Origin of the sequence: Streptomyces longhuiensis (assembly GCF_020616555.1) — a bacterium.
GTDB classification, from domain to species: Bacteria; Actinomycetota; Actinomycetes; order Streptomycetales; family Streptomycetaceae; genus Streptomyces; species Streptomyces longhuiensis.
Map to the genome: position 1 here is coordinate 2,036,114 of NZ_CP085173.1, position 21,724 is coordinate 2,057,837.

General features: G+C 72.5%; 23 protein-coding genes. 11 read left to right on the forward strand and 12 right to left on the reverse strand.

All coding sequences use genetic code 11. The features are described 5' to 3' along the window. Window positions 1–10 precede the first annotated feature (10 nt). Window positions 11–502 (forward strand): Lrp/AsnC family transcriptional regulator, encoded by a 492-nt coding sequence (locus LGI35_RS09635; RefSeq protein ID WP_227293479.1) that lies wholly within the window; start codon window positions 11–13, stop codon window positions 500–502. 35 nt (window positions 503–537) lie between these two features. Further along, window positions 538–2,241 (forward strand): DUF885 domain-containing protein, encoded by a 1,704-nt coding sequence (locus tag LGI35_RS09640; protein WP_227293480.1) that lies wholly within the window; start codon window positions 538–540, stop codon window positions 2,239–2,241. 59 nt (window positions 2,242–2,300) lie between these two features. Here the strand turns inward: LGI35_RS09640 and LGI35_RS09645 are convergent, their stop codons facing one another. After that, window positions 2,301–2,786, reverse strand: coding sequence for a rhodanese-like domain-containing protein (locus LGI35_RS09645; RefSeq protein ID WP_227293481.1), 486 nt, complete (start codon window positions 2,784–2,786; stop codon window positions 2,301–2,303). A gap of 146 nt (window positions 2,787–2,932) precedes the next feature. Here LGI35_RS09645 and LGI35_RS09650 point away from each other — a divergent pair, with 146 nt between their 5' ends. Further along, window positions 2,933–3,388, forward strand: coding sequence for an Lrp/AsnC family transcriptional regulator (locus LGI35_RS09650; protein WP_116500112.1), 456 nt, complete (start codon window positions 2,933–2,935; stop codon window positions 3,386–3,388). Window positions 3,389–3,415: 27 nt separating this feature from the next. Here LGI35_RS09650 and LGI35_RS09655 read toward each other — a convergent pair whose 3' ends face one another. The 3 genes from LGI35_RS09655 to LGI35_RS09665 form a co-directional block, all read right to left on the reverse strand. Beyond that, on the reverse strand, window positions 3,416–6,412 hold the full coding sequence (locus LGI35_RS09655; RefSeq protein ID WP_227293482.1) for an AAA family ATPase: 2,997 nt from the start codon (window positions 6,410–6,412) through the stop codon (window positions 3,416–3,418). Then, window positions 6,409–7,572, reverse strand: coding sequence for an exonuclease SbcCD subunit D (locus LGI35_RS09660; protein WP_227293483.1), 1,164 nt, complete (start codon window positions 7,570–7,572; stop codon window positions 6,409–6,411). Before LGI35_RS09660 ends, LGI35_RS09655 begins: the two co-directional genes overlap by 4 nt. A gap of 95 nt (window positions 7,573–7,667) precedes the next feature. Next, window positions 7,668–8,294 carry a YigZ family protein gene (locus LGI35_RS09665; protein ID WP_227293484.1) on the reverse strand — a complete coding sequence of 209 codons (627 nt, stop codon included), beginning with the start codon at window positions 8,292–8,294 and terminating at the stop codon, window positions 7,668–7,670. A gap of 172 nt (window positions 8,295–8,466) precedes the next feature. On the opposite strand from LGI35_RS09665, the gene LGI35_RS09670 reads away from it, so the two are divergent. The 4 genes from LGI35_RS09670 to LGI35_RS09685 all read left to right on the forward strand — a co-directional run bounded on the left by LGI35_RS09670 (window position 8,467) and on the right by LGI35_RS09685 (window position 12,365). After that, window positions 8,467–10,443: an APC family permease gene (locus tag LGI35_RS09670; protein ID WP_227293485.1), complete on the forward strand. Its 1,977-nt coding sequence runs from the start codon at window positions 8,467–8,469 to the stop codon at window positions 10,441–10,443. A 75-nt stretch (window positions 10,444–10,518) separates the two neighbouring features. Then, window positions 10,519–10,935 carry a BlaI/MecI/CopY family transcriptional regulator gene (locus LGI35_RS09675; RefSeq protein WP_227293486.1) on the forward strand — a complete coding sequence of 139 codons (417 nt, stop codon included), beginning with the start codon at window positions 10,519–10,521 and terminating at the stop codon, window positions 10,933–10,935. Between the two features lie 8 nt (window positions 10,936–10,943). Beyond that, on the forward strand, window positions 10,944–11,876 hold the full coding sequence (locus LGI35_RS09680; protein WP_227293487.1) for a M56 family metallopeptidase: 933 nt from the start codon (window positions 10,944–10,946) through the stop codon (window positions 11,874–11,876). Window positions 11,877–11,957: 81 nt separating this feature from the next. Further along, the gene (locus LGI35_RS09685; RefSeq protein WP_227293488.1) at window positions 11,958–12,365 is read left to right on the forward strand and encodes a CoA-binding protein; all 408 of its coding nucleotides are present in this window, start codon (window positions 11,958–11,960) and stop codon (window positions 12,363–12,365) included. A 39-nt stretch (window positions 12,366–12,404) separates the two neighbouring features. On the opposite strand, the gene LGI35_RS09690 is transcribed toward LGI35_RS09685, so the two are convergent. The 4 genes from LGI35_RS09690 to LGI35_RS09705 all read right to left on the reverse strand — a co-directional run bounded on the left by LGI35_RS09690 (window position 12,405) and on the right by LGI35_RS09705 (window position 15,414). Further along, window positions 12,405–13,175 carry a cupin domain-containing protein gene (locus tag LGI35_RS09690; protein WP_227293489.1) on the reverse strand — a complete coding sequence of 257 codons (771 nt, stop codon included), beginning with the start codon at window positions 13,173–13,175 and terminating at the stop codon, window positions 12,405–12,407. Window positions 13,176–13,290: 115 nt separating this feature from the next. After that, on the reverse strand, window positions 13,291–14,142 hold the full coding sequence (locus tag LGI35_RS09695) for a hypothetical protein (protein ID WP_227293490.1): 852 nt from the start codon (window positions 14,140–14,142) through the stop codon (window positions 13,291–13,293). A gap of 98 nt (window positions 14,143–14,240) precedes the next feature. Next, entirely contained in the window at window positions 14,241–14,798 is a 558-nt protein-coding gene (locus LGI35_RS09700) for a YbaK/EbsC family protein (RefSeq protein ID WP_227293491.1), read from the reverse strand. Between the two features lie 43 nt (window positions 14,799–14,841). Beyond that, entirely contained in the window at window positions 14,842–15,414 is a 573-nt protein-coding gene (locus tag LGI35_RS09705; protein ID WP_227293492.1) for a helix-turn-helix domain-containing protein, read from the reverse strand. Between the two features lie 103 nt (window positions 15,415–15,517). On the opposite strand from LGI35_RS09705, the gene LGI35_RS09710 reads away from it, so the two are divergent. Further along, window positions 15,518–16,384, forward strand: coding sequence for a DMT family transporter (locus LGI35_RS09710; protein ID WP_227293493.1), 867 nt, complete (start codon window positions 15,518–15,520; stop codon window positions 16,382–16,384). Here the strand turns inward: LGI35_RS09710 and LGI35_RS09715 are convergent. Further along, a complete protein-coding gene (locus tag LGI35_RS09715; protein WP_227293494.1) occupies window positions 16,381–17,145 on the reverse strand; it encodes an acyltransferase in 765 nt (254 codons plus the stop codon). The two genes, LGI35_RS09710 and LGI35_RS09715, sit on opposite strands and share 4 nt — an antisense overlap. 144 nt (window positions 17,146–17,289) lie before the next feature. On the opposite strand from LGI35_RS09715, the gene LGI35_RS09720 reads away from it, so the two are divergent. Continuing rightward, window positions 17,290–17,823 (forward strand): gamma carbonic anhydrase family protein, encoded by a 534-nt coding sequence (locus tag LGI35_RS09720; protein ID WP_227293495.1) that lies wholly within the window; start codon window positions 17,290–17,292, stop codon window positions 17,821–17,823. 72 nt (window positions 17,824–17,895) lie between these two features. Here LGI35_RS09720 and LGI35_RS09725 read toward each other — a convergent pair whose 3' ends face one another. Both LGI35_RS09725 and LGI35_RS09730 read right to left on the reverse strand, forming a co-directional pair. Then, window positions 17,896–18,531 carry a DedA family protein gene (locus LGI35_RS09725; RefSeq protein WP_227293496.1) on the reverse strand — a complete coding sequence of 212 codons (636 nt, stop codon included), beginning with the start codon at window positions 18,529–18,531 and terminating at the stop codon, window positions 17,896–17,898. A 101-nt stretch (window positions 18,532–18,632) separates the two neighbouring features. After that, window positions 18,633–19,085 carry a DUF4442 domain-containing protein gene (locus tag LGI35_RS09730; RefSeq protein WP_227293497.1) on the reverse strand — a complete coding sequence of 151 codons (453 nt, stop codon included), beginning with the start codon at window positions 19,083–19,085 and terminating at the stop codon, window positions 18,633–18,635. Between the two features lie 73 nt (window positions 19,086–19,158). Between LGI35_RS09730 and LGI35_RS09735 the strand changes: the two genes are divergently transcribed. Together LGI35_RS09735 and LGI35_RS09740 are read left to right on the forward strand one after the other, a co-directional pair. After that, on the forward strand, window positions 19,159–20,115 hold the full coding sequence (locus LGI35_RS09735) for a DUF8017 domain-containing protein (RefSeq protein WP_227293498.1): 957 nt from the start codon (window positions 19,159–19,161) through the stop codon (window positions 20,113–20,115). Window positions 20,116–20,210: 95 nt separating this feature from the next. After that, a complete protein-coding gene (locus LGI35_RS09740; protein ID WP_227293499.1) occupies window positions 20,211–21,248 on the forward strand; it encodes a DUF8017 domain-containing protein in 1,038 nt (345 codons plus the stop codon). A 72-nt stretch (window positions 21,249–21,320) separates the two neighbouring features. On the opposite strand, the gene LGI35_RS09745 is transcribed toward LGI35_RS09740, so the two are convergent. Next, window positions 21,321–21,650 (reverse strand): hypothetical protein, encoded by a 330-nt coding sequence (locus LGI35_RS09745; RefSeq protein ID WP_227293500.1) that lies wholly within the window; start codon window positions 21,648–21,650, stop codon window positions 21,321–21,323. Window positions 21,651–21,724 lie beyond the last annotated feature (74 nt).

Here is a 21,724-nt window from a genome sequence, read left to right on the forward strand (position 1 = left end):
CGTTCGGCCGATGGCCGATTCCGTCGTACTCGATCCGGTTGATCTGCACATACTGCGCCTCCTCCAGAACGATGCCCGCATCACCTACCGGGACCTCGCCGTGCAGGTCGGTGTCGCACCGTCCACCTGCCTCGACCGCGTGACCCGGCTGCGCCGGTCCGGCGTGATCCTCGGGCATCAGCTGCGCCTCGACCCCGCGAAGCTGGGCCGCGGGCTCCAGGCGCTGCTCTCGGTGCAGGTGCGGCCGCACCGGCGCGAGCTGGTCGGCCCGTTCGTGGAGCGGATCCGGGCGCTGCCGGAGGCGCGGTCCGTCTTCCATCTGACGGGCCCCGACGACTACTTGGTGCATGTCGCCGTCCGCGACACCGCCGATCTCCAGCGGCTCGTCCTCGACGAGTTCACCGCACGCCGCGAGGTGGCGCGCGTCGAGACGCGGCTGATATTCCAGCAGTGGGAGTGCGGCCCGCTCCTGCCCCCGTCGGACGCCGTCGGCGAATCCTGATGACGCGGCCCCCCACCCCGTACGACGATGGCGGCATGTCAGATTCGTCAGCCACAGCAGCAGCCGTCACCGGACCGCTCCCGCGCGAGGTCGCCGACACCTACGTCGACGAGCTCATCGCCCTCGACCCCGTCACCGGCACCTACCTCGGCGTGCCCGAGAGCCACAGCAAGCTGCCCGACCTCTCACCCGCCGGTCTGGAGGCCCTCGCCGATCTCGCGCGGGCGACCCTCGCGCGGCTCGACGAGGCCGAGCGCAGGTCCGGCGCCGACAGTGCGATCGAGCGCCGCTGCGGACGGCTCCTGCGGGAGCGGCTCACGGCCGAACTCGCCGTGCACGACGCGGAGGAGAACCTTCGGGCCGTCACCAACCTGGGCGGGCCCGTGCACAACGTGCGGGAGGTCTTCACCCTCACGCCGACCGCGACGGACGCGGACTGGGCGGCCGTCGCCGAGCGGCTGCGCGCCGTGCCGGGGGCGCTCGCCGGATACCGCGAGACGCTGTCGCTGGGCCTGGAGAAGAAGCTCCACGGGGGACCGCGCCCCACCGCCACGTTCATCGAGCAGCTCACCGAGTGGGCGGGCGAAGGGCGCGGCTGGTTCGAGGACTTCACCGCGGACGGGCCCGACGCGCTGCGCGCCGAGCTGGACGCGGCGGGTGCCGCCGCCACGGCCGCGGTGGTCGAGCTGCGCGACTGGGTGCGCGACGTGTACGCGTCCGCGATCGAGGGCTCGCCCGACACGGTGGGCCGTGAGCGGTACGCCCGCTGGTCGCGCTACTACAACGGCACGGACCTCGACCTGGACGAGGCGTACGGATACGGCTGGGCGGAGTACCACCGCCTGCTCGGCGAGATGAGGACCGAGGCGGAGAAGATCCTCCCCGGGGCGGCGACGCCGTGGGTGGCGCTCGCGCACCTCGACGAGCACGGCACGCACATCGAGGGCGTGGAGGAGGTGCAGCGCTGGCTCCAGAGCCTGATGGACGAGGCGATCGAGGCCCTCGACGGCACCCACTTCGAGCTCGCGGAGCGGGTACGGAAGGTGGAGTCCCGGATCGCCCCGGCCGGCAGCGCCGCGGCGCCCTACTACACGGCGCCGTCCGAGGACTTCTCGCGGCCGGGGCGCACCTGGCTGCCGACGATGGGCCAGACCCGGTTCCCCGTCTACGACCTGGTCTCCACCTGGTACCACGAGGGCGTGCCAGGCCACCATCTCCAGCTCGCGCAGTGGACGCACGTCGCGGACAGCCTCTCCCGCTACCAGGCGAGCATCGGCATGGTGAGCGCCAACGCCGAGGGGTGGGCGCTGTACGCGGAGCGCCTGATGGACGAGCTGGGCTTCCTCACGGACGCCGAGCAGCGGCTCGGGTATCTGGACGCGCAGATGATGCGCGCGGCCCGGGTCATCGTCGACATCGGTATGCATCTGGAGCTGGAGATTCCGGCGGACTCGCCGTTCCATCCGGGCGAGCGGTGGACGCCCGACCTCGCGCAGGAGTTCTTCGGGGCGCACAGCAGCCGGCCCGCGGACTTCGTGGAGAGCGAGCTGACCCGCTACCTGTCCATCCCCGGGCAGGCGATCGGCTACAAGCTGGGCGAGCGCGCGTGGCTGCTCGGCCGGGCCAACGCGCGGGCCAGGCACGGGGACGCGTTCGACGCGAAGGCCTGGCACATGGCGGCTCTCTCGCAGGGGTCGCTCGGCCTCGACGACCTGGTGGACGAGCTGTCCCGGCTGTGACTCCGGTGCGGGCGGCGGCTGTTGGAGCTGTCGCCCGCGCGGCGGTTCCTCTCGCGGTGTCAGCAGCCGCAGTCGTCCGCGTCGACGGGCGCCGTCAGCGGGTCGGCGTCGCGCCGCGCGGGCCCCTCCCACGTCTCGTACGCGAAGCCCTCCCGCGCCCAGTACTCGAAGCCGCCGAGCATCTCCTTGACCCGGAAGCCGAGTTCGGCGAGGGCGAGGGCAGCGCGCGTGGCCCCGTTGCAGCCCGGGCCCCAGCAGTACGTGACGACGGGCACCGCCTTGTCGAGGAGCTGCCCGGCCTGCTCGGCGATGAGCGCGGTGGGCAGGTGGACGGCGCCGGGCACGTGTCCCTGGTCCCACGAGGCGGTGGAGCGGGTGTCGACGACGACGAAGCCCGGGTCCCCGTCGGCGGCGAGCGCCGAGGCGACGTCGGACACGTCGGCGTGGAAGGCGAGGCTCGCGCCGAAGTGGGCGGCGGCCGCGGCGGGGGACGCCGGGGGCACACGGAGCACGGCGTTGGGGGTGACGGTGGTGGTCGCGGTCATGATGTCGGCCTCCCTGGCGGATCGCTGCGGGCCGCACGACCGTGCCGCCCTCGACCAGAAATCTACGGACCGTGGCGATCTTCCTGAAGTGACGATCCCCGGCATCCCTCTTGATCGGCCGGGGATGTCCCTGCTATTCCTGCCACATGACCGGTGAATCCCCGTACACCCCCGATGCCACCGACTGGCGCATCCTCGACGTCCTCCAGCGCGAGGGCCGGGCGAGCTACGCCGAGCTCGCGCGGGCCGTCTCCATGTCCGCGAGCGCCGTCACCGAGCGGGTGAAGCGCCTCGAGGAGGCCGGGGTGATCGCGGGGTACGCGGCGGTGGTCGTCCCCGAGCGGATCGGTCTGCCCATCCTGGCGTTCGTACGGCTGCGCTATCCGAACGGTCACTACAAGCCGTTCCACGACCTCGTCGAGGTGACGCCGGAGATCCTGGAGGCGCACCACGTCACCGGCGACGACTGCTTCGTCATCAAGGTCGCGGCGCGCTCGATGAAGCACCTGGAGGAGGTCTCCGGCCGGATCGGCGCGCTCGGCTCGGTGACGACCAGCGTGGTCTACTCGTCCCCGCTCCCCCGGCGACCGCTCGGCCACTGACCCGCCGCCGGGCGGCCACGGCCGGGCTCAGGTCAGCTGCCGTACGACCGACCCCGACCGCCCCTTCACGATCTCGAGCTGCGCGTGCACCCGGCGGCGCAGGTCGCCGACGTGGCTGACGATGCCGACGCTGCGGTCCCGCTCACGCAGGGAGTCCAGGACGTCCAGCACCTCGTCCAGTGTCTGGTCGTCGAGGCTGCCGAAACCCTCGTCGATGAAGAGGGTGTCGAGGCGGACACCGCCCGCCTCGTCCGTGACGACGTCCGCGAGGCCGAGAGCGAGGGCCAGCGACGCGAAGAACGTCTCCCCGCCGGAGAGTGTCGCGGTGTCCCGCTCGCGCCCCGTCCACGCGTCGACCACGTGCAGGCCGAGGCCCGAACGGCCGCGCCCCGTACGGCCGTCGGAGTGCACCAGCGTGTACCGGCCGGACGACATGCGGGCCAGTCGCGCGGTCGCCGCGGCCGCGACCTGTTCGAGCCGGGCCGCGAGCACATAGGACTCCAGGCGCATCTTGCGCTCGTTGTCCGCGGACGTGCCGGCGGCGAGACCCGCCATGCGCGCCACTCGGTCGTACGCGGCGCGCAGCGGCGCGAGCCGTCGCACGGCCGTGGCGCAGCGGGCCGAGAGCCGGTCGATCTCGGTGCAGCGGCGGTCGGCGTCGTCGCGCGCGGACGCCGCGTCGCGCACCCGCCGGTCGGCCGCCTCGGCGGCGTGCTGCGCCGCGGGCACGTCGGCGGGCGACTGCCGGGCCGCCGCCGCGGTGTCGCCCTCGGCGAGGACGGCACGCACCGAGGCCTCCTCGGACTGGCGGGCGTCGAGCCGGTGTTGAAGGTCTCTGTGCTGGGCGTCGTCCAGGAGGGCGGCGCCGGCGGCCTCCGGCGTGTCGAAGCCGGCGCGGAAGGCGGCGTCGGCGAGTCGCGCGTCGGCGTCCTTGAGCCGCCTGGCTGCCTCGTCGGCGCCCCGGGCGGCGTCCGCGGCGGCCGTGAGCTGCGCGGCGAGGCGTTCCAGTTGAGCAGCGCGCGCACCCACACTGGCCTCCGGACCGCGCGCCTGGGCCAACTCGCGCTCCAGGACGCCCTGTTCGCGGTCGACGCTCTCGCGCAGGGTGGCTCGGGCGACGGCACGACGTGCGGCTTCCTGCTGCGCGGCGAGTCTGCGGTCGTGCTCGCCCTCGGCCTGGCCGAGGGCCTCACGTGCGGCGTGCAGTCCGGAGGCGAGGCCGCGCGCTTCGGCGTGTCGGGCGCGCAACTCCTCGGCCGCGTCGGCGAGTTCCCGCGCGGATGTCTCTCCGGCGGCGGCCGTCGCGGCGGCGAGGGACTCGCGCACCGCGGCGAGCCGGCTCTCCTGCGCGGTGCGCGCGTCGTCCGCGCGGCGGTACGCGGCGAGGGCCGTCTCCTCGGCGTCGCGGCCGACATGCTCCGCGGTCTTGCGCATGGGATCGGGATGCTCGGTGGACCCGCACACCGCGCACCTCTCGCCGGGGACGAGCTGCGCGGCCAGTTCGGCCGCGATCCCGTTCAGCCGCTGTTCCTTGAGGCCGAGCCAGTGCTCATGCGCGGCCGCGGCCCCCTCACGGGCCCGCACGGTGCCCGTCCGGGCGTCGGCGGCCTCGCCGGAGAGCCGGTCGCGGCGCCTGGCGGCCTCCGACTTCTGCTGCGCGGGCTCCAGTTGACCCGCCAGGTGCTCGGCGCGCGTCGCGGCCTCCTGCGCGGACTCGACGGCTTCCTGGAGCGCGGCCCGCGTACTGTCCCAGCCGTCGAGCCAGCTCGCCGCGTCCTGGAGCAGCTCGTCGTCGGCGCGCTCCTCGCGGTCGAGTCCTCGCCGCTGCCCGTCGAGTTCCGTCAGGCGCAGCTCGGCGCGCCGGGCGGACTCCAGGCCGCCCAGCTCCTCGGCCGCCTTCCGCGCGGCGGCGGCGAGACCCGCCGCGCCGGCGCCGTCGAACGACTCGGGCAGGGCTGCACGCGCGCGTGCGTCCTCGCTCGTGGCCCTGCGGTGTTCGGTCTCCGCGGCCTCGCGCAGCGCGAGGGCGGGCGCGACGGCCTCGGCCTTGCGACCCCGCGCCATGCGCTCCTGGACCCGCTGATGCTCGTCGGCCCGCTCGTCGAGCCGCGCGGCCCGCTCCCGCGCCTCCTCGAACCGCCGCTGGAGCCGGTGCACTTCCTGTACGCCGGCCAGGTCGCGCTGTGCCTCGGTGCGGGCCGCGTCGGCGGCGGTCAGCGCGAGGTGCGCGACGGTGAGCCGCTCGCGGGCGGTGGAGCGGGCGACGGCGGCCCACGTGAGCACGGAGTCGGCGAGCCCGGGGTCGCCGGGCGCGGCGTCGGTGGCGGGCAGTTCCACGATGTTCCCGGCGGCCTGCTGCATGCGGTGCGCGTCGGCGAGCAACTCGGCGTCCGCCGCGCGTACTTCGCTCTCGGCGGCGCGGCGCTGCTCGGCGAGCCGCTGTTCGGCCGCGGCGAAGCGCCGCGTGTCGAAGAGCCGGCCGAGGAGCTTGCCGCGGGCCTCGGCGTCGGCCCGCAGGAACCGGGCGAAGTCTCCCTGCGGCAACAGGACGACCTGGCAGAACTGCTCCTTGCTCATCCCGAGGAGCTGGCTGATCTCCTCGCCGATCTCCTGGTGGGAGCGGCTGAGGTCCTTCCAGGTGCCGGCCGTGGCGTCGTACTCGCGCAGCCAGCTCTGGGCCTTGTCCATGGTGGTGCCCGTGCCGCGCTTCTTGGGGCGCTCCCACGGGGGCTGCCGGGTCAGCTCCAGGCGGCGTCCCGCGACGGTGAGGTCGAGGGTGACCTCGGTGCGCGTGCCGGGCGCGGCGTGGTCGCTGCGCAGGGACGTGCCCTGGCCGCTGCCCTGCCGGGCGCCGGGGACCGAGCCGTACAGGGCGTAGCAGACGGCGTCGAGGACGGAGGTCTTGCCGGCGCCCGTCGGGCCGTGGAGCAGGAAGAGGCCCGCCGAGGACAGGTCGTCGAAGTCGACTTCCTGGCTTGCCCCGAAGGGCCCGAAGGCGGTGATCCGCAGCCGGTGGAGCCTCATCGGGCGACCTCGCGCCGGGTGTCGTCGATGCGTACGGCGTCGAGTGCCTCGCGCAGGACGGCGCGCTCGCGCTCGTCGGGTCCGGCGCCGCGCACATGGGTCACGAAGTCCTCCGCGATCTGTTGGTCGTCACGCCCCTTGAGGCGCTGCGCGTACGAGACGTCGGGGTCCTCGGGGGCGCGCTGCGGGTCGAAGGCGAGGCTGAGGGTGTGCGGGAACCGCTCGGCGAGGCGGGCCATGGGGTCGTCGGGCCTGACCGGGTCGGTGAGGGTGGCCTCGACCCAGGACTCCTCGTGCGCGGTGAGCTCCGGGCGCGCGAGCAGGTCCGCGAGGTCACCGCGGATCCGGGCGAGCGGCCTGGGCACCGGGCAGTCGACGCGCTCGGCGGCGGCGAAGCCGTCCGCGTCCAGGTCGACGAGCCACATGCTCTTGCGGTGGTCGGCCTCGGAGAAGGAGTACGGGAGCGGCGAGCCGGAGTAGCGCACGCGCTCGGAGATGACCTGGCTGCCGTGCAGATGCCCGAGCGCCACGTAGTCGACGCCGTCGAAGACGCCGGAGGGGACGGCGGCGACTCCGCCGACCGTGATGTCGCGCTCGCTGTCGCTGGCCTCGCCGCCGGTGACGAAGGCGTGCGCGAGGACGACGGCCCGGGTCCCTGCCGGGCGCTCGGCGAGATCGACCCGCACCCGGTCCATGGCGGCGGCCAGGACGGCCTCGTGGCCCGGCTTCGACACCCCGAACTCGTCCTTCACCAGCGCCGGTTCGAGATAGGGCAGCCCGTAGAAGGCCACGTCACCGGTGGCGTCCGGGATGAGCACGGGGGTCGCGCACGCGCCGGGGTCGGTGCGCAGGTGGATGCCGGCGCGGCCGATGAGCCCGGCGCCGACGCCGAGGCGGCGCGCCGAGTCGTGGTTCCCGGAGATCATCACCGTGGGGATGCCCTGCTCGGCGAGGCGGTGCAGGGCGTCGTCGAACAGCTCGACCGCGGCGAGGGGCGGCACCGCGCGGTCGTACACGTCGCCCGACACGACCACCGCGTCGACGTCCCGCTCACGGACGGTCGCGACGAGGTGACCGATGAACTCGGCCTGGGCGCCGAGCATGTTCACCCGGTGGAACGCCCGGCCGAGATGCCAGTCGGAAGTGTGCAGCAGCCTCATGATCCCCGAGACTAACGGGCGGGTCGGACATCACGGGCGGCTACTGGCGTATCGGTACCTGCTCGCCGCGCACGCGCCCCGCCCGCCGGAGCCGGTCACGCGTCCCCGTACGCCTCTGCCCCGAGCTCGAACTCCGCGGTGCCCGCGGTGACATCGGCCAGCCACGCACGGAACGCGTCCACGTCCGCGTCCGGCAGAGCGATCTCGATCGTGACCGCCTCCCCGTAATGGACGTCACGCACCTCACGTCCCGTGGAGCGCAGATCGTTCTGCACCTTTCCGGCGCGCTGGTGGTCGACAGTGACCTTGGCGAGCCGGAAGCGGCGCCGGGTGAGGGTGCCCAGCGCGTCGAGCGCCTCGCCGACGGCTCCTCCGTAGGCCCGGATGAGACCGCCCGCGCCGAGCTTCACACCTCCGTAGTAGCGGGTCACGACGGCGACGACGTACCGCATCTCGCGGCGCGTGAGCATCTGGAGCATGGGGACGCCGGCCGTGCCGCCCGGTTCGCCGTCGTCGCTCGCCTTCTGCACGGAGGCGTCGGCGCCGATGACGTACGCGTAGCAGTTGTGGGACGCGGTGGGGTGCTCCTTGCGGATGCGCGCCACGAAGTCCTGGGCCTCGCGCTCGGTGGCCGCGGGCGCGAGCGCGCACAGGAACCGGGAGCGGTTGATCTCGGTCTCGTGCACGCCCTCACGGGCCACGGTGCGGTACTCGTCCTGCATCCGGCCAGCGTATGCCGCGTGCCGGCGTTCGCTCGCCCCCGCCCGTCGCCCCGGTCACCCGGTGGTGAATACTCGCTCGTCGTCGCAGCGCTCGCGGGACATCCGTTCCCGTGGCTTCCTGCGCGGATGCACCCCCGGGTCCGTACCGGCACGACAGAAAGCAGTTTCGCCCATGACCGGCACGCAGGCCGAACGCGTCGAAGGCACGGCCGTCCGGCCGCCGTCCTCACGATGGCGGCCCTGGCTCCTCGAGGGTCTGAGCGAGACGACGGCCCGGCATCCGGGACCGCACGGCACACCGCCGGCCGAGCACAAGGGCCACACGTGGTGGCGGGTGATGTGCCTGACGGGCGTGGACTACTTCTCGACGCTCGGCTACCAGCCGGGCATCGCCGCCCTCGCCGCGGGACTCCTGTCCCCGCTGGCCACCCTCGTCCTGATCGCGCTCACGCTCGGCGGCGCGCTGCCGGTGTACCGCCGCGTCGCGAAGGAGTCCCCGCACGGCGAGGGTTCCATCGCGATGCTGGAGCGGCTCCTTCCGTGGTGGGCGGGGAAGCTGTTCGTCCTCGTGCTGCTCGGGTTCGCCGCCACCGACTTCATGATCACGATCACCTTGTCGGCGGCCGACGCCGCGGCGCACGTCGTCGAGAACCCCTTCGCGCCCGCGTCGCTCGACGGCGCGAACACCTGGATCACGCTGTTCCTGGTGGCGGGCCTCGGCGCGGTGTTCCTCAAGGGGTTCCGTGAGGCGATACGGGTGGCGGTCGTGCTCGTCGCCCTCTACCTCATGCTGAACGTGGTCGTGCTCATGACGGCCGCCTGGCACGTCCTGACCGAGCCGGTGAAGATCGGCAACTGGTGGGACGCCATGACCGCCGCGCACTCCTCGCCCGTCGCGATGATCGGCGTGGCGCTCCTCGTCTTCCCGAAGCTGGCGCTCGGCATGTCCGGCTTCGAGACGGGCGTGGCCGTGATGCCCCAGGTGCGCGGCGACGCCACCGACACGTACGCGCATCCCAAGGGGCGGGTGCGGGACACCCGCAAGCTGCTCACCACGGCCGCGCTGATCATGAGCGGTTTCCTGCTGCTCTCCAGCCTGGCGACGACGATCCTCATCCCCCAGTCCGCGTTCGAGAGCGGCGGCCCGGCCAACGGCCGCGCCCTCGCGTTCCTCGCGCACCAGTACCTGGGCGAGGGTTTCGGCACGGTGTACGACGTCTCGACCATCGCCATCCTGTGGTTCGCCGGAGCCTCCGCGCTCGCGGGGCTCCTCAACCTGGTGCCGCGCTACCTGCCGCGGTACGGCATGGCCCCGGAGTGGACGCGCGCCGTCCGTCCGCTGGTGCTCCTGTTCATGGCGATCGCCGTCTTCATCACGCTCTGGTTCAACGCGAACGTCGACGACCAGAGCGGCGCGTACGCCACCGGTGTCCTGGTCCTGATGCTGTCGGCGTCGTTCGCCTCGACGGTCGCGGTGCGCTCGCGCGGGCGCAAGGCCGCGACCCTCGGCTTCGGGGCGATCACCGCCGTGTTCGGGTACACGCTCGTCACGAACGTCATCGAGCGCCCCGACGGCATCAAGATCGCCCTCCTCTTCATCGTCGGGATCCTCCTCACCTCGTTCGCCTCGCGCGTGCACCGGGCCTTCGAACTGCGGGCGGGCGACGTGACGTTCGACGAGACGGCGGCACGGATCGTCGACGAGGCAGCGGGCCACGGCCCGCTGCGGATCATCGCGAACGAGCCCGACGAGCACTCCAAGGCCGAGTACCGCGCCAAGGAGTACAGCCAGCGCGAGCAGACCCACATCCCGGACGGGCGGCCCGTCCTGTTCCTTGAGGTCTTCGTCCACGACTCGTCGGACTTCACCGCGCCGGTCGAGGTCCACGGCGACGAGAAGCACGGCGTACGCCGGCTGCGCGTCCAGGGCGCGGGCGTGCCGAACACCATCGCGGCCGTCCTGATGAGCCTGCGGGCCCGCACGGGCGAGGTGCCGCACGCGTACTTCAACTGGACCGAGGGCCATCCCGTCAGCCATCTGCTGCGCTTCCTGGTGTTCGGCGACGGCGAGGTCGCGCCGGTCACCCGCGAGGTACTGCGCCGCGCCGAGCCCGAGCCCGCCCGGCGGCCCCGCGTCCACGTGGGCTGACCTGCGCCCGCATCCCTGCGGACTAGGATGTGGCGCCCACGTACGGGTGACGGCCGGGGCGGAGGGCGACGGGACATGACGCGGGACGGACACGACGGCCGGCGGCCGCGGCGCCGGGGGCAGGGCGAGCTGGAGGCCCAGGTCCTCTCGGCGCTGTGCGAGGCGCCGGGTCCCGTGACGGCGGCCTGGGTCCAGGAACGGGTCGGCGGCGACCTCGCCTACACGACCGTGGTGACGATCCTGACGCGGCTCCTCGCGAAGAGCGCGGTGACCCGCGCCCGCGACGGCCGCTCCTTCCTGTGGACGCCGGCCGCCGACGGGGCGGGGCTCGCGGCGCTGCGGATGCGCAAGGTGCTCGACGGCGAGACGAACCGCGAGGCGGTCCTCGCGCGTTTCGTCACCGCGCTTCCTCCGGGCGACGAACAACTGCTGCGGGACCTCCTCGCACAGGCGGAACGGCCGGACGAAGCCTCCGGCCCCGGCGAGGGCTGAGCCGGGCGATGGGAGTCTTCGTCTTCCTGCCGCTGGTGCTGCCGCTGACGGCGTGGCCCGTGGCGCGCCTGGCCGAGCAGCATCTCCACCCGCGCACCGCGACCCGTCTCCTGACGGCCGTCGCGGGAGTGATGGCCGTGTGCAGCACGCTGTGCCTGGCGCTGCTCATGGTCGTCGGCACGGCCCAACTTCCCGGAAACCCCCTCCCCGACGGCTGGTCGGACCCCGAGGTGCGGGCGGCCGTGCCGTACGACGGGGTGGCGGGCAGGGCAGCGATCCCCGCCCTCGCCGTCGTGCTCGTGGTGTGTACGCGGGTCGTCGTCCGGCACCACCTGGTGCGGCGCCGGGCCCGGCGGGCGCTCGCCGGGCCGCGCGACCGGGGCGTCGCGGTCGTGCCGGACACGGTGCCGTACGCGTATGCCCTCCCCGGTGGCGACCGTGACCGGGTGGTGGTCTCGACCGGGCTCCTGGGCGTGCTCACCGGGCCCGAGCGCAGGGCGTTGTTCGCACACGAGCGGGCCCATCTGGCGGCCCGGCACCATCGTCATCTGCTGGTGGCCCAGTTGGCGGCGCGGGCCAATCCGTTCCTGCTGCCGCTACGCACGGCGGTGGCGTACTCGACGGAGCGGTGGGCCGACGAGGACGCGGCGCGCTCCGTGCACGACCGCCGCGTCGTGGCCCGCGCGATCGGCAAGGCCGCCCTCGTCTCGCGCGCCGCGCCGGCCCCCACTCTGGCGGGCCTCGCGGCGCCGGGCCCGGTCCCGCGCCGGGTCGCGGCCCTCCTGCGCCCGGCCCCGGCGGCGCACAGCTGGCCACCGGCCGGCACGGGGATCGGCCTCGCGGCGTGGGCGGCGGCCGTGGGCACGGCGGTGTCGGCGATGTCGTCGGCGAACTCCGCGGTGACCATGATCCGCATCCTGCACGCGGCCACGTTCCTCTGACGTCGTCCGGGGGGGGAATCCCGCACGGCACCGCCCTGTTGACCACGGTGAACACCCGTCGACCCCCAGGAGGCACCGCACATGTACGGCGATCAGGAGACGGTCCGCAGGATCCTCACGGAGCTCGGTGACACCTGGGCGGTCGTGGGCCTCTCCTCGAACAGGGCGCGCGCCGCCTACGGCGTCGCCGAGGTCCTCCAGCACTTCGGCAAGCGCGTCGTCCCGGTCCACCCGAAGGCCGAGACGGTCCACGGCGAGCAGGGCTACGCGTCCCTCGAAGAGATCCCGTTCAAGGTCGACGTGGTCGACGCCTTCGTCAACTCCCACCTCGCGGGCCAGGTCGCCGACGAGGCCCGGACGATCGGCGCGGAAGCGGTCTGGTTCCAGCTCGGCGTGATCGACGAGGCGGCGTACGCGCGCACGCGCGACGCGGGGCTTGCGATGGTCATGGACAAGTGCCCGGCGATCGAGATCCCCCGCCTGGGCTGAGCCGCTCCACCCAGGTAACTGGCGCACACGAGGCGGCAGTTACCCCTCACGCTGCGGCAGCGTCGTCCCGGGCAGCTCGTACTCGTCGCGGCGGCCGCACATGCCGTAGCCGCCGCGCCGGGTGGGACCCGTGTCGTACGAGGCCGATCCCGTGAGGTAGGAGGGGTCGCCGGATTCGAGGGCCGCGAGCTGGGCGCCGGTGCGCTCGGCGGCGGCCAGCGCGCCGGCCCGCCACAGCTCTCGCCAGGCGGGCACCTTGTCCCGGACGAGACGCGCCGCGGCCCGCTGGAATTCCAGGTAGGGCGCGCCATCGCCGGCCGACAGCGCCTCGCGCAGCGGCAGATAGCCCTCGACCGCGAGGTCGCGCCGCCGCCGCGCGGCCGCCTCCGCCAGGGGTCCCGTCCGCGCCGGGAGTGTCGCGGCGGCGGCGTAGCGCTCGGGGTCGGCGAGCACGTCGGGCGGGAAGGTGAAGACGGCGTCCCCGGCCTCGGGCAGACCGCTGTTCTGCATCAGGACGGTGATGCGCAAGTCGCCGCGCTGCACCATCCGGTGCACGGTCCCCGGCGTGAACCACGCCACCGAGCCCGCTTCCAGGGGGACTTCGCGGTAACCGCCGGGGCTGAGGGTCTGGACGGCACCGCGTCCGCCGGTGACGACGTAGGCCTCCGTGCACACCAGGTGCAGATGCGGGGTGCCGCCACACACGCCGTCGGCGGCCTCCCATTCGTAGGCCTTCAGGTGGGAGAGGCCGACGGCTCCGGGCAGCGGATGGGAGAAGTCGGTCGGCGGGAGGGCGGTTTCGGAGGGCATGCGGGGGCTCCTCATCCAGGCCGAGCGGAACGGGACAGAGGCGAGCAGGGCAGAGGCGAGCGGGGCAAGGCGTGGAAAGCGCTTGCCCCCAGGAGGAGCCTAAGCGCCCCTGCCCTCACTTGCACCCGATCGGCTCGATCGCCCCCGGCCACCGCTCCACGCCGCCCCCGGTCCGCACATACGCGTCGGACTTGTCGGCGGAGAGCCACAGTTGGCGCCGTCCGTCGCGGTACCCGGTGTCCGTGGCGCCGTCCGGCAGCCGTGTCTTCGGCGCGTACGAGGAGTGCAGGAGTTCACGGGGCAGCGCGTGTTCGGGGTCCCGGAGGTACTGGCGGTCACCGAGGTGGAGGAACTCCGCCGACTGCCAGTCGCAGTGCTCGGGCCCGGCCGCGCTGAAGATCTCGGACGCGGGGGCCGCTCGCCCCTCCCGGTCCACCCACACCCGGATGTCGAGGTGGACACGGTCCCGGCGGGCGAACTCGGACGGATCGCACTGGGCGTACGTCTCCAGACCCCAACCCGGCCTGTGCGGCAGGTCCTTGGCCACGATCACGGCCACGCGGGTGCGGCCGCCGACGTCGTACGAGTACAGGACGCGGCGGCCCACCTCGCGCTCGACGCGATAGCCGCGGCGCGGCAGGGACCGGGCGAACTCGTCGGCCACGAGCGCGTTCAAGGCCTCGTCCGGCGAGTCCGCGCCGTCCGACGCGCCCCAGCCGTCGTCCCCGCCGCCGCCCCGGTACGGCTTGCCCGCGCATTCGAGGGCGAGGACGGAGGCGCCCCCGCCCTGGACGTTGTCCTCGTCACCGTCGATGTCGGGCGCCTTCGCCTTGAGAGGACCCCGGTAGGGCGCGGCCGGCGAGGAGCCGGTCACCACCAGGCCCTCGGGGACTTCCACGCCGCAGGCCGCCACGGACACCAGCGCCCCCGACGCCATCGCCAGCACGGCCACCGTCCGGATTCTCATGGCTCGCCCCACCCGTTTCTCCGCCCCCGCCCCGCGCCGCTGCGCGGAGCCGCTCCTCAGACGCGGCGGCCTCCGGGTTCGTTCGGCCCCGGGCGGGGTCAGTTCACGCCGAGCCCTTCGAGGACCACCGCGCCGGGCAGGTCGAGGAAGGCCTTGCCGGGCACGATGAGCTTGCCGCGGCGTGTTCCGCTGCCGATCAGGACGTGTGACCGGTCGACGACGGCCGCGTCCACAAGGAGCGGCCAGTCGGCGGGCAGCCCGATCGGGGTGATGCCGCCGTACTCCATGCCGGTGGCGCCGGTGGCCGTCTCCATCGGGGCGAACGAGGCCTTGCGGGCGCCCAGTCGGCGGCGTACGACTCCATTGACGTCGACCCGGGTCCCGGATAGGACCAGGCAGGCGGCGAGGGTCGTCTCGCCGCCGCGCTTGCCGGCTACGACGACGCAGTTGGCGGAGTCCTCGAGCAGTTCGGGGCCGTAGTGCTCGACGAACGTGGCCGTGTCCGCCCACTCGGGGTCGGTGTCGACATGGATCAGCTGCTCCGCCGGGACCGTGCCGTGCCAGTTGCGTACGGCGTCGGCCACCGGGTCCGTGAGCAGGTCGAGCGCCTCGGGAGCGGGGCGGACGTGGTCGAAGTTTCCGATGGGTGCGCGCATGTCGGCACGCTAACAGCCGTCCGCGGCGGCCGAGTCCGGCGTCTCAGCGTACGGGCGGCACCGACACGGCCATGGTCATCTCCATCGTCTCGGTGCCGTCGTTGCGGTAGGTGTGCGAGGCGTCGGCCTCGAACGAGACGCTGGATCCGGCGGGGACGCGGTACTCGGCGCCGTCCAGGACGAGGGTCAGCTCGCCGGCCGTCACATGGAGCAGCTCCACCGTGCCCGCGGGGTGCGGGTCGGAGCCGCTGCCGTCACCGGGTTCCAGGTGCCAGTCCCACATCTCCAGGGGGCCGGGGGCCTCGGTCCCGGCGAGCAGCCGGTTGTAGCTGCCGGCGTCCGTGCTCCACAGGCGTACGGCCTGCTCGGGCGGGACGATGCGGACCTTCGGGCCCTGTTCGTAGTCGAGCAGGGTGGTGATGCTGATGCCGAGCGCGTCACCGATCTTGACCACGGTGCCGATGCTGGGGTTGGTGCGGGCCTGCTCGATCTGGATGAGCATGCCGCGGCTGACTCCGGCGCGCGTCGCGAGACCGTCGAGGGTGAAGCCGCGCTCGGTGCGCCAGCGCTTGACGTTGCGGCCGAGGGACTGGGTCAGCAGGTCGAGGTCCGACACTTTCCGTCCAATATTCTGGATGACAGCGTTCAATTCATTGAACTAGCGTGTGGTGCAACAAAGCACTCACCGACGTTCACCACACTGTACTGCGAGGCAGACCATGACAGCACTCTTCGCCCTGGCCACCAGCCTCATGTGGGGCCTGGCCGACTTCGGCGGAGGGCTCCTCACCCGGCGAACTCCCGCGCTCACGGTCGTGGTGGTCTCGCAGAGCATCGCCGTCGCGGTGCTCGGCGCGATCGTGGCGGCGACGGGCGCCTGGAGCGAGGCGGGACCGCAGCTGTGGTTCGCGGTCGCGGCCGGTCTCGTCGGCCCGGTCGCCATGCTCGCCTTCTACAAGGCGCTCGCCCTCGGCCCGATGGGCGTCGTCTCGCCCCTCGGCTCGCTCGGCGTCACCGTTCCCGTCGCCGTCGGCCTGGTGCTCGGGGAGCGTCCGGGGCTGCTGCAGTTCGCGGGCATAGGCGTGGCCGTCGCAGGGGTGATCCTGGCCGGCGGTCCGCAGTTCAGGGGCGCGCCCGTGCAACGTCAGGCCGTTCTGCTCACGCTGCTCGCCGCGTTCGGCTTCGGCGCGGTGATGGCCCTGATCGCGGAGGCCTCGACCACCGTGACCGGGCTCTTCCTGGCGCTCTTCGTACAGCGGGTGACCAATGTGACGGCGGGCGGAACGGCCCTGTACGTGTCCGTGCGGCGCGGTGGCCGCGCGCTCCCCGAGGACGGCGGGATGCAGGTCGTCCGGTCGGCGCTCCCCGCGCTGGCGTTCGTGGGCCTCGCCGACGTGGCGGCGAACGGCACGTACGCGATGGCGGCGCAGCAGGGCCCGGTCACCGTGGCCGCCGTGCTCGCCTCGCTCTACCCCGTCGTGACGGCGCTGGCCGCGCGCGGCTTCCTCGGCGAGCGGCTGCGCGGGGTGCAGGCCGCGGGGGCGGGCCTCGCGCTGGTGGGCACGGTGCTGCTGGCGACGGGTTAGGCGCTCGCGCCCGGCTGGACGCCCTCTTCCAGCCCCTCCAGGTCGGCCAGCGCGAGGAGCTGCTCGGGGGTGACGCCTTCGGGGATCGGGGCGGGGGCGGGCGTGCGCAGCGGCGGCTGCCACCCGTTCTCCTCGTCCCAGCTCCGTACGACCCGGGCGGGCGCGCCGGCCACGACCGAGTGGTCCGGCACCTCTCCGCGCACGACGGCACCGGCGGCCACGACGACGTTCCGGCCGATCCGCGCGCCCGGCAGGATCACCGCGCCGGTGCCGATCCAGCAGCCCGGCCCGATCTCCACCGGCTCCATGCGCGGCCACTGCTTGCCGATGGGCTGGTGCGGGTCGTCGTACGAGTGGTTGGTCGAGGTCACGTAGACGTACGGCCCGAAGTAGCAGTCGCTGCCGATCGTGACCGTCGTGTCGGCGATGACATGGCTGCCGCGGCCGAGGACGACACCGTCGCCGATGCGCAGGATCGGCTCGGACCCGAGGTCGAGGTCGGGCATCAGGCCCGCGGTGAGAGTGACCTGTTCGGCGATGATGCAGTGCGCGCCGAGATGGATCCAGGGCTCACCGAAGACCGTGCCCTGCGGGAAGGCCAGCTTGGTGCCGTGCCCGAGGGATCCGAAGCGGTAGCGGCCGGGATGCGCGGCGGTCACCGCGCCCGCGCGCTGCGCCAGGCGCCAGCCGGCCTGCACCGCGCGATGGGCGAGGCGTCCGGTGAAGTCGCGGGATGAGAACGCGTTCCAGTTCTTCGGCACAGCCTCACGTTACTCAGCCGTACGCCGCCGCGCAGAGCCATGGCCTGTGATCTTCGCCCCACGCGGCACCCGCTCGGGGCCGTCCCGTACGGTTCGCTCTGGCGCGACACAGGCTGTACGGAAGACCGAAGAGGAGACAGAGCGATGGGCCAGCAGGCACTCATCACCGGGATCGGCGGCAAGGACCCGGTCCTCGACCAGGAGGCGTTCGCCGCGCCGACCTCGGTCGTGATCGGCGAGGTCACCCTGCACGCCGGGGCGAGTGTCTGGTACGGCGCGGTGCTGCGCGCGGACTGCGGCCCGATCGTGCTCGGCGCCGACAGCAACATCCAGGACAACTGCACCGTGCATGTCGACCCCGGCTTCCCGGTGACGGTCGGCGAGCGGGTCTCCGTCGGTCACAACGCGGTCCTGCACGGCTGCACCGTCGAGGACGACTGCCTGGTGGGCATGGGCGCCACGGTTCTCAACGGCGCGGTGATCGGCGCCGGTTCCCTGGTCGCCGCCCAGGCGCTCGTCCCGCAGGGGATGCAGGTCCCGCCGGGCTCACTCGTCGCCGGGGTCCCCGCCAAGGTCAAGCGCCCGCTGACCGACGAGGAGCGCGCGGGCATCACCCTGAACGGCACGCTCTACGTGGAACTGGCGAAGGCACACCGCGCGGCGCACTCGGACGACTGACTGCTGACTGCTGACTGCTGACTGCTGACTGCTGACTGCTGACTGCTGACTGCGATCGTCAGGCGTCGAGTGTCACTCGGCGGCCGGGACCGGCTCCGCCTCGGCCGCCGCCTTCTTCGCCTTGCGCCTGACGATCAGCATGGAGGCCAGGCCGATCAGCACGGCCGCGGCGAGCCCGTAGTACGAGAACCGCTTGAGCCAGTCCTCGGCGACCACGCCGATGTAGTAGATGACGGCGGTCGTGCCGCCGGCCCAGATGACCCCGCCGAGGAAGTTCGCGATGAGGAACTTCCAGTACGGCATGTGCAGCACGCCCGCGAGCGGGCCCGCGAAGATGCGCAGCAGGGCGACGAAGCGGCCGAAGAAGACGGCCCACATGCCCCACTTCTCGAAGGAGCGCTCGGCGGTCGCGACATGGGCCTCGCCGAAGTGGCGTGGGAACTTGTTGCCGAGCCAGGCCAGCAGGGGGCGTCCGCCCTTGCGGCCGATGGCGTATCCGATGGAGTCGCCGACGACGGCTCCCGCGCTGGCGCAGACGCCGAGGATGATCGGGTTGATGTCACCGTGCTGGGACGACAGCAGCGCCGCCGAGACCAGGACGATCTCTCCAGGCAGCGGGATGCCCAGGCTTTCGAGCCCGATGACCCCGGCCACCAGGGCATAGATGGCGACCGCCGGTACCGTGTCGAGCCATTCCTGGACGTGCAACGCCGAATCCTCCCGAGTCGGTGGGCGTGTGCCCGGCGCACGCTCCCCCGGGTGCGCATGCCGGGCAGCCTACCTGTTCGAGGAAAACGGAGAGGTCCGGCTCAGCTGTTGGGGCGCAGCGTCCAGACGACGGTCATCTCCCCGGTCACCGCACCGTCGGCGCGCTGGATCGCGACGGTCACCGGGAACTCGGGGCGCTCCCCCGCGTCGAGCTCGGCGACCACGTCGGCCGCCGGGCGGCCGAGGGTGGCCGTCGCCGTGACGGGGCCCATGGCGAGCTTCTTGTACGCGATGTCGGCGCGCACGGCGAGCGGCACCGCCCGCGAGAGCTGGTCGCCGAAGGCGGCGAGGACGATCGCGCCGCTCGCGGACTCGCCGAGCGTGAACATCGCTCCGGCGTGCGGTCCGCCGACGTGGTTGTGGTACTCGCTCTGGTCCGGCAGGGCCACGACGGCCTTCTCCGGGGTGGTCTCGAGGAATTCGATGTTCAGGGTCCGGGCCATCGGCACGGTGGCGGCGAGCATCTCGCCGATCGACATCTGTTCTGCGCTCATGGTGCGTGATGTTACCCACGAGTAGCGACCTTGGCCATCCTCGGTCCTGGCGGTGGTCCTATCGTTGCTCGCCATGTGGCCAGGAGAGCAGGGTCCCGGGGGCGAGCAGAACCCGCAGGGCCGCCGACCGAATCCGTACCAGCAGCCGAATCCGTATCCGCAGCCGTCCGGACAGCAGGTGTGGAACGCGCCCACGATGCCCGCCGGTTCTCCCCAGCCGTCGCCCGAACCCCCGAAGCGCAGACGGACGGCTCTCATCGCCGTGGCGGCCGCCGCCGCGGTCGTCGTCGCGTCCATCGTCACCGGGGTCCTCGTCCTCGGCGGCGACAAGGACAAGAAGGACGACAACGCCGGCCCCGGCCCCACGAAGTCCTCGGCGCCCGCGCCGAGCGCGACCGGCAACCCGCGCGCGGGCGGCGGTGTCGAGCCCACCGTGCACGGCTGGAAGACCGTGGTGAACACCGACCACGGCATGGCGTTCGACGTTCCCTCCGCCTGGCTGGTGAAGTCGAACGGCTGGGTCAACTGGGTCTCCAAGGACGGCGACCCGCGCGAGAAGCCGCTCATCGCCATGAGCAACCCGGCGTTCCTCGAAGAGAAGTGGTGCGTCTCCGACGACGACAAGGACGGCAACGAGGAGGAGTCCTCGCTCGGCGCGACCGGGTCGCGGGGCAACAACGGCGCCAAGAGCACCGAGGACGCCGCCACCAAGGACGCCACGCTGTGGGTCTACGGCGCGTACTCACAGCCCGACAAGAAGAGCATCTCCACGAAACCGGCGGAGTCGTACACCACCGCGTCCGGCCTCAACGGCAGCCTGGTGACCGCCTCTTCGACGGGCGTCAGGCAGAAGAAGCACGGCAAGTGCTCCTCCGACGGCAAGGCCGCCGTGTTCGCCTTCAAGGACGCCGACGGCGACTTCGCGTCCTGGTCGTTCATCGGACCCACGGGCGTCAAGGGCGAGGTGCCCGACGCCACGATCAGGAAGATCCTCAGCACCGTGCGGCTCGTGGACGTCAGCGACTCCTGAGGCACGGCACGGACACGCGGCCGCCGGCGAACCGTTGCACGTCCGGTACAGGGCGACGGTGCCGGCGGCTGCCGGGACCTCTATTGTTGTGCGCCATGTGGCCAGGACAGCAGCCGCCCGGGGGCGAGCAGAACCCGCAGGACCAGAATCCGTACCAGCAGCCGGGGTACCAGCAGCAGCCCAACCCCTATCAGCAGCCGGGCTACCAGCAGCAGCCCAATCCGTACCAGCAGCAGCCGGGGCAGCAGCAGCCCGGACAGTGGGGCGCTCCCACCGTCCCGATGGGCGCTCCCCAGCCGCCGAGCGGTAACGGCGGAGGCAACAAGACGAAGATCACCGCGATCGTCGCGGCCGCGGCCGTAGTGGTCGCCGCCGGCGTGACCGGGTTCCTTGTTCTCGGGGGTGACAAGGAGGACAAGGCGGACCCCAAGCCGTCCAAGTCCCCCACGAAGTCCGCCTCCAAGGACCCGAGCCCCGACGCGAGTGACGACGTCAACCCGCGCGACCCGTCGAACGCGCCGAAGGCCACCATCGCGGGCTGGCAGGTCGTCGTGAACCCCAAGTACGGGACCGCGTTCGACGTACCGGCCGACTGGGTCGTCAAGTCGGACGGCGTGATCACCGGCTTCGAGGACGCGAAGGACGAGACCGGCAAGCCCCTCATCACGATGTCCGCACCCGCCTTCCTCAAGGAGAAGTGGTGCACGTCCGACGACGACAAGGACGGCAACGTGGACGACAGCGCCCTCGCCGGGGCGGGCACCAAGGGGCAGAACGGCGCCAAGAACACCCAGGACGTCGCGCGCAACGACTCGGCGTGGTGGGTGTTCGGCGGCTACACCGACCAGAAGAACTCGTCGAAGAAGCTCCTGAAGATCGGTAAGCCGAAGGACTTCACGACCGCTTCCGGCGTCAAGGGCAGCGTGGCGACGACCACTTCGTCCGGTGTGCCGAAGACCGGCAAGTGCGACACGGACGGCAAGGCCACCGTGTTCGCCTTCAAGAACTCCCAGGGCGATTTCGTCTCCTGGACGTTCTACGGCGCCAAGGGCGTGAAGGACGAGGTCCCCGACGCCACGGTGCAGAAGATCCTCAGCACCGTACGGCTCCAGGGCGACCCCAGCGTGGAATGAGCCGCACACAGCACAGCGTCCGGACCGCCCGGTGAAGGGCGGGCCGGACGCTGTGTCAGCGGCCTGATCCGATCAGCGCAGGTAGTTCCGGTAGACCCACCGGCCGGTGATGGCGTCCTCGGTCACCTTGCAACTGCCGATACACACCCACGGGTTGCCGGAGCTGTTGGTGCAGGCCCAGTAGGCGTGCACCGAGTTGTTCTTGTAGATGTAGTCGATCACGGCCGCGTTCCCCGAGATCGAGGAGTGGACCGGCACCTTCTCCTCGGCGACCGTGTAGTCGTGGCTGGTCGGCGCGCACTTGGTCGCCGCCGCCGAAGCGGGCGCCGCCGTCACGACGGGGAGTGCGACGGCGCCGGTGAGCGCGGCCGCGGCCAGGAGAGACGAGAAGTACTTCCGCATTTCATCCCTTTCCTCGAGAACCAGGCGGTTCCCGGGGGCAGATTTATCGTGAACATGACACGAAATTCATGATC

What these genes read in the sequence shown, in the direction of transcription:
- LGI35_RS09635 (WP_227293479.1), top strand. Translation starts at nt 11, where the DNA reads ATGGCCGATTCCGTCGTACTCGATCCGGTTGATCTGCACATACTGCGC.
- LGI35_RS09640 (WP_227293480.1), top strand. Translation starts at nt 538, where the DNA reads ATGTCAGATTCGTCAGCCACAGCAGCAGCCGTCACCGGACCGCTCCCG.
- LGI35_RS09645 (WP_227293481.1), bottom strand. Translation starts at nt 2,786, where the DNA reads ATGACCGCGACCACCACCGTCACCCCCAACGCCGTGCTCCGTGTGCCC.
- LGI35_RS09650 (WP_116500112.1), top strand. Translation starts at nt 2,933, where the DNA reads ATGACCGGTGAATCCCCGTACACCCCCGATGCCACCGACTGGCGCATC.
- LGI35_RS09655 (WP_227293482.1), bottom strand. Translation starts at nt 6,412, where the DNA reads ATGAGGCTCCACCGGCTGCGGATCACCGCCTTCGGGCCCTTCGGGGCA.
- LGI35_RS09660 (WP_227293483.1), bottom strand. Translation starts at nt 7,572, where the DNA reads ATGAGGCTGCTGCACACTTCCGACTGGCATCTCGGCCGGGCGTTCCAC.
- LGI35_RS09665 (WP_227293484.1), bottom strand. Translation starts at nt 8,294, where the DNA reads ATGCAGGACGAGTACCGCACCGTGGCCCGTGAGGGCGTGCACGAGACC.
- LGI35_RS09670 (WP_227293485.1), top strand. Translation starts at nt 8,467, where the DNA reads ATGACCGGCACGCAGGCCGAACGCGTCGAAGGCACGGCCGTCCGGCCG.
- LGI35_RS09675 (WP_227293486.1), top strand. Translation starts at nt 10,519, where the DNA reads ATGACGCGGGACGGACACGACGGCCGGCGGCCGCGGCGCCGGGGGCAG.
- LGI35_RS09680 (WP_227293487.1), top strand. Translation starts at nt 10,944, where the DNA reads ATGGGAGTCTTCGTCTTCCTGCCGCTGGTGCTGCCGCTGACGGCGTGG.
- LGI35_RS09685 (WP_227293488.1), top strand. Translation starts at nt 11,958, where the DNA reads ATGTACGGCGATCAGGAGACGGTCCGCAGGATCCTCACGGAGCTCGGT.
- LGI35_RS09690 (WP_227293489.1), bottom strand. Translation starts at nt 13,175, where the DNA reads ATGCCCTCCGAAACCGCCCTCCCGCCGACCGACTTCTCCCATCCGCTG.
- LGI35_RS09695 (WP_227293490.1), bottom strand. Translation starts at nt 14,142, where the DNA reads ATGAGAATCCGGACGGTGGCCGTGCTGGCGATGGCGTCGGGGGCGCTG.
- LGI35_RS09700 (WP_227293491.1), bottom strand. Translation starts at nt 14,798, where the DNA reads ATGCGCGCACCCATCGGAAACTTCGACCACGTCCGCCCCGCTCCCGAG.
- LGI35_RS09710 (WP_227293493.1), top strand. Translation starts at nt 15,518, where the DNA reads ATGACAGCACTCTTCGCCCTGGCCACCAGCCTCATGTGGGGCCTGGCC.
- LGI35_RS09720 (WP_227293495.1), top strand. Translation starts at nt 17,290, where the DNA reads ATGGGCCAGCAGGCACTCATCACCGGGATCGGCGGCAAGGACCCGGTC.
- LGI35_RS09730 (WP_227293497.1), bottom strand. Translation starts at nt 19,085, where the DNA reads ATGAGCGCAGAACAGATGTCGATCGGCGAGATGCTCGCCGCCACCGTG.
- LGI35_RS09735 (WP_227293498.1), top strand. Translation starts at nt 19,159, where the DNA reads ATGTGGCCAGGAGAGCAGGGTCCCGGGGGCGAGCAGAACCCGCAGGGC.
- LGI35_RS09740 (WP_227293499.1), top strand. Translation starts at nt 20,211, where the DNA reads ATGTGGCCAGGACAGCAGCCGCCCGGGGGCGAGCAGAACCCGCAGGAC.
- LGI35_RS09745 (WP_227293500.1), bottom strand. Translation starts at nt 21,650, where the DNA reads ATGCGGAAGTACTTCTCGTCTCTCCTGGCCGCGGCCGCGCTCACCGGC.